The organism is Neorhizobium tunisiense, assembly GCF_039631515.1.
Taxonomy (GTDB): domain Bacteria; phylum Pseudomonadota; class Alphaproteobacteria; order Rhizobiales; family Rhizobiaceae; genus Neorhizobium.
This window is the reverse complement of record NZ_JBDIUU010000001.1, coordinates 341,529-353,961: the sequence shown is the minus strand read 5'-3', so window position 1 is coordinate 353,961 and position 12,433 is coordinate 341,529. Positions and strand designations below refer to the sequence as shown.

8 protein-coding genes are annotated in these 12,433 nt (G+C 59.1%); 4 read left to right on the top strand and 4 right to left on the bottom strand.

Going from position 1 to position 12,433, the window contains the following annotated elements:
- The first annotated feature begins 4 nt into the window (after positions 1 to 4).
- From ABCW43_RS01850 to ABCW43_RS01840, 3 genes are all read left to right on the top strand, one after another.
- A complete protein-coding gene (locus ABCW43_RS01850) occupies positions 5 to 1,678 on the top strand; it encodes a nitrite/sulfite reductase (protein WP_345921874.1) in 1,674 nt (557 codons plus the stop codon).
- Complete coding sequence (locus ABCW43_RS01845; protein WP_345921873.1) at positions 1,679 to 2,188, top strand: DUF934 domain-containing protein; 510 nt, start codon at positions 1,679 to 1,681, stop codon at positions 2,186 to 2,188.
- A 149-nt stretch (positions 2,189 to 2,337) separates the two neighbouring features.
- Positions 2,338 to 3,165, top strand: coding sequence for a ferredoxin--NADP reductase (locus ABCW43_RS01840; RefSeq protein ID WP_345921872.1), 828 nt, complete (start codon positions 2,338 to 2,340; stop codon positions 3,163 to 3,165).
- Positions 3,166 to 3,305: 140 nt separating this feature from the next.
- On the opposite strand, the gene ABCW43_RS01835 is transcribed toward ABCW43_RS01840, so the two are convergent.
- Both ABCW43_RS01835 and ABCW43_RS01830 read right to left on the bottom strand, forming a co-directional pair.
- The gene (locus tag ABCW43_RS01835; RefSeq protein ID WP_345921871.1) at positions 3,306 to 3,695 is read right to left on the bottom strand and encodes a hypothetical protein; all 390 of its coding nucleotides are present in this window, start codon (positions 3,693 to 3,695) and stop codon (positions 3,306 to 3,308) included.
- 850 nt (positions 3,696 to 4,545) lie between these two features.
- Entirely contained in the window at positions 4,546 to 4,986 is a 441-nt protein-coding gene (locus ABCW43_RS01830) for a DUF3828 domain-containing protein (RefSeq protein ID WP_345921870.1), read from the bottom strand.
- 171 nt (positions 4,987 to 5,157) lie between these two features.
- On the opposite strand from ABCW43_RS01830, the gene ABCW43_RS01825 reads away from it, so the two are divergent.
- A complete protein-coding gene (locus tag ABCW43_RS01825) occupies positions 5,158 to 8,214 on the top strand; it encodes a 5'-methylthioadenosine/S-adenosylhomocysteine nucleosidase family protein (RefSeq protein ID WP_345921869.1) in 3,057 nt (1,018 codons plus the stop codon).
- A gap of 78 nt (positions 8,215 to 8,292) precedes the next feature.
- On the opposite strand, the gene uvrB is transcribed toward ABCW43_RS01825, so the two are convergent.
- Complete coding sequence (uvrB, locus tag ABCW43_RS01820) at positions 8,293 to 11,358, bottom strand: excinuclease ABC subunit UvrB (protein WP_345921868.1); 3,066 nt, start codon at positions 11,356 to 11,358, stop codon at positions 8,293 to 8,295.
- A 122-nt stretch (positions 11,359 to 11,480) separates the two neighbouring features.
- Positions 11,481 to 12,383, bottom strand: a complete 903-nt coding sequence (locus tag ABCW43_RS01815) for an HNH endonuclease (protein WP_345921867.1) — start codon at positions 12,381 to 12,383, stop codon at positions 11,481 to 11,483.
- Between the last annotated feature and the right edge of the window lie 50 nt (positions 12,384 to 12,433).

Sequence of the window (12,433 nt, the reverse complement as noted above, 5' to 3'; positions counted from 1 at the left end):
AGTCATGTACCGTTACGACGAATTCGACCACGCTTTTGTTTCGAGCCGCGTGGAGCAGTTCCGCGATCAGGTCGGCCGCCGCCTCGCCGGCGAACTGGCCGAGGATGCCTTCAAGCCGCTGCGCCTGATGAACGGCGTCTACCTCCAGCTGCACGCCTACATGCTGCGCGTCGCGATCCCCTATGGGACGCTGAACGGCAAGCAGATGCGGATGCTCGCCCATATCGCCCGCAAGTATGACCGCGGTTACGGCCATTTCACCACCCGCCAGAACATCCAGTACAACTGGCCGAAGCTCTCGGACACGCCGGATATCCTGGCCGAGCTCGCCAGCGTCGAGATGCACGCGCTGCAGACGTCGGGTAACTGCATCCGCAACGTCACGGCCGACCATTTCGCCGGCGCTGCTGCCGATGAGGTCGCCGATCCGCGGCCGTACGCCGAAATCCTGCGCCAGTGGTCTTCGGTCCACCCGGAATTTTCCTTCCTGCCGCGCAAATTCAAGATCGCCGTCACCGGCGCCGAGCGCGACCGTGCCGCGATCCAGGTGCATGACATCGGCCTGCATCTGAAGAAGAACGAGGCCGGCGAAATCGGCTTTGCCGTCTATGTCGGCGGCGGGCAGGGGCGTACCCCGATGATCGCCAAAAAGATCAAGGATTTCCTGCCCGAGGAAGACCTGCTCTCGTACACGACCGCGATCATGCGCGTTTACAATCTGCATGGCCGCCGCGACAACAAGTACAAGGCGCGCATCAAGATCCTCGTCCACGAGACCGGTGCCGAGGAGCTGGCCCGCCAGGTGGAGGAGGAATTTTCCCATCTGCAGGGCACCGAGCTGAAGCTGCCGGAGACGGACATCCAGGCGATCGCCGCCTATTTCGCGCCGCCGGCCTTGGCCGACCGTGCCGAGGGCTGGCCGCAGCTCGCCGGCTGGAAAAAGAGCGACGAAAACTTCGCCCGCTGGGTCGATCAGAACGTGCAACCGCACAAGCATCCCGACTACGGCATGGTGACCATCTCCCTGAAGCCGATCGGCGGCATTCCGGGCGATGCCTCCGACGTGCAGATGGACGCGATCGCCGATCTGGCGGAAGAATTCGCCTTCGACGAGATCCGCATCAGCCACGAGCAGAACGTCATCCTGCCGCATGTGGCGCTGGCCGACCTTGAGCCGCTCTACCGGGCGCTGGTGGCCCACAACCTCGCGACTGCCAATGCCGGGCTGATCACCGATATCATTGCCTGTCCCGGCTTGGACTATTGCGCGCTGGCGAACGCCCGTTCGATCCCGCTTGCGCAGGAAATCTCCTCCCGGTTCGGCGCGGCCGAGCGCCAGGCCGAAATCGGCGAGCTGAAGATAAAAATCTCGGGCTGCATCAATGCCTGCGGCCATCACCATGTCGGCCATATCGGCCTGCTGGGCGTCGAGAAGAAGGGCGCCGAGCTCTACCAGATCACGCTCGGCGGTTCCGGCGACGAGAACACCTCGATCGGCGAAATCATCGGCCGCGGTTTCGAGCCGAACAAGGTGACCGACGCGGTGGAAACCATCGTCGACACCTATCTCGGCCTTCGCACCTCGAAGGAGGAGACCTTCCTCGAAGCCTATCGCCGCGTCGGGCCGCAACCTTTCAAGGATGCGCTCTACGGTGATGCCAAGGCGGAGGCCGCATAAATGACCCGTATCTGGAGAGAAACCGGCTTCGTCGAGAACGACCCCTGGGTGATCGAGACCGAGGAGGTGAAGGCGACCGAAGACCAGAAGGCGCTGCTGCCGCTCGACGAGATGATCGCAAGGGCCGAGGAGAGCAACGACGTCGGCCTCGGCGTGCTGATCCGCCCGGCGGACGACGTGCGCAAGCTCGAACCCTATCTCTACCGCATCGAGGTCGTCGCGGTGGATTTCCCGGCCTTCAACGACGGACGCGCCTTTAGCCACGCCTCGCTGTTGCGCGACCGGCTCGGCTACAGGAACGAGCTGCGCGCGGTCGGCGACGTGCTGATCGACCAGGTGCCACTGATGCTGCGTTGTGGCATAGACAGTTTTTCGGTGAAGAACGCCACGGCGCTGAAGCGGCTCGAGGAGGGCCGGCTGCCGGGCATCGCCGAGCACTACCAGCCGACGGCCCGCCACGCCGAAAAGGGCGAGGGTTACAGCTGGCGGCGCCGCACTGTGACGGCCTGAGGCCCAGGGGACGAACCCGCCGAAAGGTGAATTTCCCGCACGTATTTTCCTGAAGCTCCGCGACAAAGGCACGCGGATGCCTTCAAATGCGGGCCCATATGGTATATTTCGCTTGTGCGAAAAACGATCAGACGAAGAGACCGATAGGCATGAACGCTCCAGCAAAGACGGAAGAATTCGCAGTGGCCCAGGCTCCGGCCAAGATCCCGGACGGCGTCTACGCCGAGACGGTGCTCGACGTCGAGCATTATACCGACCGCCTGTTCCGCTTCCGCATGACGCGGCCGGCCGGTTTCCGCTTCCGTTCGGGCGAGTTCGCGATGATCGGGTTGATGGTCGGCGACAAGCCGGTCTACCGCGCCTATTCGATCGCAAGCCCCGCCTGGGACGAGGAGCTGGAATTCTTCTCGATCAAGGTGCCGGACGGTCCGCTGACCTCGCACCTGCAGCTGATCAAGCCCGGCGACACGGTGCTGATGCGCAAGAAGCCGACCGGCACGCTGGTGCTCGACGCGCTGACGCCCGGCAAGCGGCTCTACATGTTCTCGACCGGCACCGGCATTGCGCCCTTCGCGAGCCTGATCCGCGATCCGGAAACCTACGAAAAATTCGAGGAGGTCATCCTCACCCATACCTGCCGCGATGTCGCCGAACTGAAATACGGCTTCGACCTCATGGAAGAGATCAGGAACCACGAATTCCTGGCGGAGCTGGTCGGGGACAAGCTCAAGCACTACCCGACCGTGACCCGCGAGGAATTTTCCCACAAGGGCCGGATCACCGACCTGATCGAGAACGGCAAACTGTTCGCCGATCTGGGCGTGCCTGCGCTCGACCCCGCCGTCGACCGCGGCATGATCTGCGGCTCGACCGCGATGCTGAAGGACACCAAGGACCTGCTCGAAAAGGCCGGCCTCGTCGAAGGGTCTAACAACAAGCCCGGCGAGTTCGTCATCGAGAGGGCGTTTGTAGGGTGAGAGGCGACGGCCTGCGGCCGGCAAAACGCTCCAGTGGAGCGTTTTGAGCCTCGAACGCCCTGAGCCAAAGCGAAGGGCCGGGGGGCGGTGCGGCATGTTCGACCCCCTTGCACCATTTCCACATTCCCCGACATTCCTGATCACCCTCCCTCCGGCGGCGGCAGCTTTTCCCGCTCGCGCCGATAGGCGTTCCAGCATTTGCGCTCCGGTTTCGGAACGGCGGTGCGGGCGATCTCGACGCCGGCATCCTCCAGCGCCCGCAAGCCGGGCCGGCGCGAGGCGAACATCAGGCCGTTTCGGCCGAGGTGATCGCGGGCGCCGCGCGCCTCATCGTAGACCGCATCGAAAACCTGGCGCTGCGCGGCGTCCAGGTTCTGCAGGCAGCAGGGTTCGTTGTTCGATTTGAAATGCCAGTAGCAGGCATTCCGCCGGCGGCATGAACGTCGGCGGCAGGCCATGTGGGGCAGGGCGAGCATTTCCGCGGTGCGGGCGGCGAGATAGGTTTCGATGGGCGGCTTTTCGTAAGGCATGGTAACTCCTTGGCGATCCCGATATTTTTCAGTTCGGACGGGGCGCTGAAAGCTGCCTCGTAAGGTAAGTAATAAGTGACACCTCTCAGCGCCCCGTTCGGCAGTTTATGCCCGCGACTTCGGCCCCTCTGCCGTGGCCTTCCCGGACGGTGTTCGTCTGACCCGTGGCGCCCGTCCGAACCAAGTTATCGGCAAGGCTTCCACAGGTCTCCGCCGGTTTCTCCGATTCCCTCGGGTTAATCCCGAGGATCGGTCGGACTTGTCAAAGCCCGGCGAAACCATCCGGTTTGCCACCCTGTGTGCCGCACAGGCACGCCCGGCGCGCTGTTTCGGGCTTCAAGAGACGAAGGCTCGGTCCGTTTGCCTTCGTCTCTCCCCGTGTCGCCGGAGGGAGACCATTTTCCGCGAACCCCGAATGGAAGGACTTACGTCGTTTCCTGCCACCCGGCGCCGGTCCCGCCTCGCCGGCACGCCTGCCGGTGTATCCGTGACGGAACGGGTGGATTGTAGGCACGGGTTGGGAGGCGGGGATGAGAGAGGGTGGAGATTTTGGGTAAGGCGTTGAAAGGGTTGGAAGAGGTGCTTGGGAGCATCCCCGCTTAGGGGCAGGGTTGACGTTTTCCACCGTCATCCTCGGGCTTGACCCGAGGATCCAGTCGCCGTGCGGTCGCACGGCGACACCCCTTTTATCAGGCGTCGCGTCCGAGAGAGTCTCTCGCGCCGCCGACGCGGCGCTGCTGGATCCTCGGGTCGTCCTCGGGTTTAACCCGAGGACGAGGATGACGGAGGAGAAATGCTGCCCCAAAAGAAAGACAGAGGGCGAGTCGCCCCCCGCGTAAAACCCCGCCCCCTATTGCCCCAAAAGCTCCCGAAGGCTCCAGGGGTCGTCGCCGGACTGGTCGGCGATGTCGTCCACCTTCCAGCCGCCGTTTTCGCGCACCAGCGTGTAGAAGAGCGTCGCCGATCGCTTGCCGTTGCGGAAAGACACTTCCAGCTCGGCCGTGTCGCCGAGGATGATCGGCGGGGAAAGCCGGACATTGCTGGCGACGCCATCCTGCCCGGCAAGGATCGGATCGAAATCCACCGCCTCGCCATTCGCCGCCAGGCTCTCGTTGAGCGCCTCGGAAAAATAGGCGGAATAGGGCGAGGGCGCATCGTCCTCGGCCGGGTCGATCGTGTCGGCATACAGGGATTTGATCAGCGCCTGCGGCGAGGCGTAGGTGCGGGCTTCGGCGGCGGTTGCGGCCAGCAGGGGGAAGAGCAGGGCGAAGACGAGGGCCGGCATGCGCATGGCGGTACTCCGAGACGGAATGGGGGATTGTAGGCACGGATCGGGAAGGGGACGAAGCAGAGATAAATATTTCTGTTGGCGTGCAAGAAATTTACGGTCTGCATCCAGTGGTAGCGATTGACAACCTCCCAGCTACTCCTTTTACATCAGCCATGTGTACGGGGGTCTTGGATGTCTTCTATTAATTGCCAGGTTATGATCTTTGTTCCGATGGACGAGGAATTCGCGCAGATTGCATCCTACTTTAAACTTGAGGAAGACTTAAGCGCCGAGTTTGACACGATCTGTTACACTGCCACATTACCCCCCCTTGATCTGAGATTTCTGCTCTGTAAGCCGAGAATGTGGGGCAACGCAGAATCCCAGATGCTTGTACAAGAGCTGTTGGAGAGGACAGGAACAAGGGTGATATTTTGCGTTGGTATCGCGGGAGCGATATCGGACGACTTGAACATTGGAGACGTGGCTGTGTCGAATGCCATCTTCGATGTGTCAGAGAGACAAAAACTGACGGATAAAGGCGCTCATTTCGACACCGATATATTCCAACCAGCAGAGAAATTAGCCCAGCGGATAGCCTTTCTACACTCCCATCCAAAGTTATCGCAGCTACTAGGGGAATGGCAACTTGATACCATAAATAATTTGGACAGATTTCTCAGGGAAGCCAAGCTTGGAGTACAAGACGAAGCCGACGCACGAGCTTTATGTAGCGATGGTGCGAACTTTTTGATCGGTGCCATATTATCCGGCCCTGTCGGGCAGAGCAGCAAGTTCAAGAGACAAGCCCGAGCGATAAAGCGGAAGATGCTTGCGCTTGAAACGGAGTCTGGTGGGGTAGCGCGCGCTGCGGCCAGAAAGAACATCCCGATGCTAACTATTCGAGGAATTTCAGATCTAGCCGATGAGAGCAAAAACAAGACTGAAGGAAAGTTCAAGAACGCACTCAGAGCTGTGGCGGCGCGTAACGCTGCCAGTTTCCTTATCCAGAACATCCTAAAAAATGAATTTTTCCAGAAGGAGTTGAAATCTCTCGTCGAAACAGCCTCGGAAAAGGTAAAAACTGATCCAGTCGACAAGTTTGACGAGGTCGTAACCTCACTAACGGAGGAAATTGAAGAAAAATTAAAGAAGTACAGTGCGGAGTATCGCGCAAAACCGAAAGGGTACAAGCTTCCTGTTCCTCGCGTACGGGAAATCAGCGCTAAGTCGAAGAACGTACAATCACTAGAGCCAGGAGAAGTAATTGCAAAAAGTCGGCTATCGCTGATAGAGATTCCTATAAATTATCCTGAGAAGAGTCTCCCCTGGATCTACGCGGATTTCTTCATAAAAGGAGGATGGGATGGAAAGATCGTCTTACCAGTTATCATTGACTATGAGACACTAGGTCCGCCGGCAAAAGGTTTCTCTCGTGAACTTGATCGGCTAAAGATCAACGGAAAGACAGAATTTGTATACTTGATTTATAACATTCAGGAGGTGGGGAGGCAGAAGCTAGAGTTCATCATTTCTGAATTTGTTAGCTCCTCTAGTAGTAAATTTATTCTATTCGGCACAACTGCAGAGCTTGAACAAATATCAAGCGCGCAATTAGTGGCGACACTCAGGAAAAGCTACAACGTCGTGGACGTATCGTTTCTAGCGCTCACGAAATTCCTCTCATCGAATTTCGAGATTCAGCTAATTGAAGCGGAAGTAATTGCTCTACGTTTAAAGGAAACATTCGCTCAATTCGATCTAACTCCGCATCCGTCCTACTTTGCTGCCATCTCCAGAGAAGCTCTCTCTGCATTAATTAGCGCACATCGACGGGCCGAGCTAATCAATCTTGCTGTTTCTGGGTACATAACTCACTCAAGATTGCTTGATCAGGGACGAACGAAGCTAAGTATTACTACTCGCCGAGAATTCCTGCGAAAGCTCGCTGCAGATCTCTATGTGGAGTTGAAAGAAATCACTACCGGGTCTCTTGTGGCAGATGCCACGGAGTATGCTCGCGAGATGGACTTTGATATTGATATCATGAAGTTCATCGATAGCTTCTATTCCGCTGGAATATTAGAAAGTAACGCGGCCGGGAGGGTTAGCTTTAGCCTCCCTTTCGTGAAGTCATATCTTCTTGCTGAAGAGCTTAAGGCAAAGGAAGCTGATGCGCTGAAGTATTTTGACTTTGATTCACCGGCTTTTGATCATCAGACATATGACGTTTTCTGCGAGATGGGAAGATCGGACCAACTCTACGAGCGGTTGCTCGAATCCGTTTCGAAATGCGTCAAGACGTTTGAGGCAATGGAGGGGCTTGATCCTGAGATGTACTTCTCCGAAAAAATCAATCCCAAGATCTTACGGGATAGCGCGCTGGCTGATCGGTTAGAGAAAGCCATGAGCGATAGTCTGCATCGCTTAGTTGATGGCACTGGGCAGACCGAAGAAAAGCAGAAGATGCTCGACGCTTATGAAGAAGCGAGAGCGGAAGCTTCCATCGCTATGGCCAGTCACGCCGAAAAGACGGATGATGAAGACACGGACTTCGATTTCGTAGTTTCTGCGGTGAGCAAGTACCTGGTAGCGATAATAACATTATCGGCAGGCTCGGAGACGCTGTCAGCAACGGATAAGCGGGAACTAGTTAGGGTCATACTTAGATTGGGCGGCTATATTACAGCATTCTTGCTCAAGAGGACACACGAACTCGATATTGAAAGGGCTGTGGAAGGTTTTCGATCTTCCGCCTTCTTCCAAAAGTATAAGGACAAGGCGGGAAAGAAGGATTCCGAGGAGTTCATGGTAATGGTGGAGCGATTGTTTCACTTTGCAGAACTAGAGGCGATGAGTCGACCTTTCGCATTCATCCTTTCGTCTCTTGGTGAGGGCGCAAGAAGCGCTATCCTGTTTAAGAGCGTGCTGGAATCCGAGACTTCTACTAAAGTTGAGGAATTGATGCGGTCAATATGGCTCTGCGAAATAAATCCAGATAGAGGCGTACCTCTTCTTAAGAAAGATATAAAGCATCTTCCGTCAAGCCGCTTTGTCCGAACTGGCGTAGCGCAATATTTTATAATGCGAGCCTTCTGGAAGCGGGATTCTGCTAAAGACAAAAGTCTATTCGCAGAGGTGGCCGCAGATACCATGGCACGCTTCAGCGACGTGGATTCGCAAAAGATACTTGATTTGATGAAGACACCCTCATCCGATCGTGAGCTCGCAAATTTGATTGAGGAGTAGCGGGCCATTCTGATGTACAAGAAGGAATAAGTCAGGACGCGACGTTACGAAGGTAGATGGAGGTGCGCCCTTCATCCACTACCGCCCCGGCCGCCCCGTCTTCCCCTTCGTCCGGCTCTTCCGCTTCTGCTCCCCAGCGTCCTCATAACTGCCCGCGCCGACCTTGCCGCGCACGAGAGGGCGGGGGTCGTCGGTGGATCCTCGGGTCGGGCCCGAGGATGACGACGGAGAGGTTGAGGTTACGGGCTTTGGCGGAACCTTGCCCATGACCGGTTTTTCGGTGCGGCCGACGGTCATTTCGTCGAGGTCGTTCTTGCGGAACAGCGATCCTCGGGCCTGGCCCGAGGCTGAGGGCTCGGCGATGTCGCGGCCCATGTCGGAAAGGTCCGGCTTACGGAAGAGCGGAGTCGCGGTGTCGGTGCCCGGGCCCATGTCATCGAGGCCGGGTTTGGCGAAGAGGGAGGTCGAGGGTGGGGCTTCCCCCTCATCCGCCCTGTGGGCACCTTCTCCCCGCTGGGGAGAAGGAGACTCGCGGCGGGCTTTTGCGCCGCCTTTGCCGTTTCCGCCCTTGCCAGCGCCGCCTTCGACGGCGCGGGCCTCGTCGCGGGCGATCGGGTCGTCCATGACGGCGAGTTCGGCGGCCTTGAGGCGTTTGATTTCGTCGCGCAGGCGGGCGGCCTTTTCGAAGTCGAGGTCGGCGGCGGCGTCGCGCATCGATTTTTCGAGCGCATTGAGATGGGCCTGCAGGTTGTTGCCGACCAGGTGGCCGCCATCCGCAAAACCCTTGCCGGAGACGCCGGAAATGTCGGCGCGGACGTGGTCGCGCTCGTAGACCGAGTCGAGGATGTCGGAGATCCGTGCCTTTACCGATTCCGGCGTGATGCCGTTGGCGGTGTTGTATTCCATCTGCTTTTCGCGGCGGCGGGCGGTTTCGTCCATGGCGCGCTGCATCGAGCCGGTGATCTTGTCGGCATAAAGGATGACCTTGCCGTCGACGTTACGCGCGGCACGCCCGATGGTCTGGATGAGCGACGTCTCCGAGCGCAAAAAACCTTCCTTGTCGGCGTCGAGGATGGCGACGAAGGCGCATTCGGGAATGTCGAGGCCTTCGCGCAGAAGGTTGATGCCGACCAGCACGTCGAAGGCGCCGAGCCTGAGGTCGCGGATGATCTCGATGCGCTCCAGCGTGTCGATGTCCGAGTGCATGTAGCGCACGCGCACGCCCTGTTCATGCAGGTATTCGGTGAGGTCTTCCGCCATGCGCTTGGTGAGCACGGTGCAGAGCGTGCGATACCCCTTGGCGGCGGTCTCGCGGATTTCGCCGAGCACGTCGTCGACCTGGGAGCGGGCGGAACGGACCTCCACCGGCGGGTCGATCAGGCCCGTGGGGCGGATCACCTGTTCGGCGAAGACGCCGCCGGACTGTTCCATTTCCCAGTTGCCGGGCGTGGCCGAGACGGCGACGGTGAGCGGGCGCATCGCATCCCATTCCTCGAAGCGTAAGGGCCGGTTGTCCATGCAGGAGGGCAGGCGGAAACCGTATTCGGCAAGCGTCGCCTTTCGGCGGAAGTCGCCCCGGTACATGCCGCCGATCTGGCTGACCGAGACGTGGCTTTCGTCGATGAACAGCAGGGCGTTGTCGGGGATGTATTCGAACAGGGTCGGCGGCGGCTCGCCGGGATTGCGGCCGGTCAGGTAACGCGAATAGTTCTCGATGCCGGCGCAGGAGCCGGTCGCCTCCAGCATCTCGATATCGTAGCGGGTGCGCTGCTCCAGCCGCTGGGCTTCGAGCAGGCGGCCGCCCTTTTCGAGCTCGGCGAGGCGTTGCTTCAGCTCTTCCTTGATCGCCTTGATGGCGCCGTTGAGCGTCGGGCGCGGGGTGACGTAATGCGAGTTGGCGTAGATTTTGACCGATTTCAGGTCGCCGGTCTTCTGGCCGGTGAGCGGGTCGAACTCGGTGATCGAATCGATCTCGTCGCCGAACATCGAGATGCGCCAGGCGGCATCTTCCAGGTGGGCCGGGAAGATTTCAATGGTGTCGCCGCGCACGCGAAAGGAGCCGCGCACGAAATTGATGTCCTGGCGCTTGTATTGCTGGGCCACCAAGTCCGCCAACAATTGACGTTGATCCAATCGGTCGCCGACCGACATCTGGAAGGTCATCGCCGTATAGGTCTCGACCGAGCCGATACCGTAGATGCAGGAGACCGAGGCGACAATGATGCAGTCGTCGCGCTCCAGCAGCGAGCGGGTGGCGGAGTGGCGCATCCGGTCGATCTGCTCGTTGATCGAGGATTCCTTCTCGATGAACGTGTCGGAGCGCGGCACATAGGCTTCCGGCTGGTAATAGTCGTAATAGGAAACGAAATATTCGACCGCGTTGTCCGGGAAGAAGTTCTTGAACTCGGAATAGAGCTGCGCCGCCAGCGTCTTGTTGGGGGCGAGGATGACGGCCGGGCGCTGGGTCGCCTCGATCACCTTGGCCATGGTGAAGGTCTTGCCCGAGCCGGTGACGCCGAGCAGGACCTGGGAACGTTCGCCCGAATTGATCCCCTCGACGAGGTCGCGGATGGCGGTCGGCTGGTCGCCGGCAGGCTCGTAGTCGGACGCCATGCGGATGGTGACGCCGCCCTCGGATTTTTCCGGCCGGGCGGGGCGGTGCGGCGTCCACAGCTTGCCGTCCTTGAACAGCGGATTGCCGCTCTCGATCAGCGCCGAAAGGGCTTCCACGGTGGCGGTGACCGCGCCGGAGGCGAGGTTTTCGGCATCCTCCAGCGACGTGTCCATGCCGGCGACCGGGTTGAGCCCGGCGCGGGCGCGCGTCTTCGGATCGGAGGAGGCGCCGATCGACACGCCGCGGGCGGTCTTCGAGGCCGTGGTGTTCTTGGCCGTGGTCGGCGAGGCAGCCCTCATGGCCTCCTTGCGCGCCTCGATCTCGATCTTCTTGCGGTGCTTGCCGGCCTTGGAGGCGATCTCGCGCTGCGTCTCGACGCCGGAGGCCTCCGCCTCCGCTTCGAGCTGCCTCACCCAGTCGGACACGCTGCCGGCGAGGGGGGCGCCCTCGAACGACGATTGAGGGGCTTCCTCGAAACCGCTGTTGTTTTCCGGGTTCGAGGCGGGCGATTTTTTCGGTGATCTGGCCATGCCGCGAATATGGAGAGACTCGTCGCGAAAGTGAAGAGGGGCAAGTCACAAAACGAGTACAAAAGGGAAACGGATTTGGGGGGTAAGACGGGTAGCCGCCGACGTTCGTCGGCCCAAAAGCCTTATTGCTTGAAGACATTCCCGCGGTGCCATTCAAGATAGTGCGGATGAGGTCGAAGCCGCTTCTCTGATGGAACTCTTGCCATCAAGTCACTGACAAGGAGATGGGACACATCTGCATTTAGCTGCCGCGAGCAGAGTATCCTATATTCGTCCGAAAGCGACAGCAGGCCGCGATCGAACATCCAGTGGACGGTGCCGGAGAGCGCGATACCGTTCTGCACGGAATCGTTGCCTCCACGTTCTACCGGAATGATATGAGCTGCTTCAACTTCGGGGCGCCCACCACCGTTGATGAGGCGTAGGCCGGTAAAAGCACATGTTCGGTCGTAGATTTTGCGCACATGTTGGCGGAACTTCGCCTCCCGGAATGGACGGTGGATGGTCTGCGAGATGATTGGGCGTTCATAGGCGCCTGCCAGATAGGGCGCTTGTTCCGGCTCTTCCATCGCGTCCGGTGAGTGGACTCCATCGATCGAGTCGGTCCGTTGCGGCCATTCGTCTGGGTCAGATAATCCGGTTGCAACAATGGCTGCGAATTCTCGATCCTCGATGAGCCTTACGGCTTGGACACTTCGGCCGCTGTTGATCGAGCCGTCAGGCATGACGAGTTTTTTCTCGAAGCCGCCCTGCTCGACGTAGCCGATTGGCCGGTCAAAATCCATGTAGCCAGAGAGGAACGCATAGTGATGGTCAGGCATATCCGGATCGGGTTCAACAGCAACGACCTGAGAAAGGCCGGAATAATAGCGGCTGTCCATCCCGGGGATCGGGCCGTAGTAGACGATCCAGTCCCCGACAGTTTGGAGCACCCTGGATAAGTACATCTTCGGAAAGTGATACTGGACTCCGGTTACATCCTTATACGCGCTATCGGGTTTGTGATAGAAAATGGCTTTGACCATACCGTGTCCATACTTGGTTGAGCCAAACCTATCGTTAGGTTCCGGCCAAC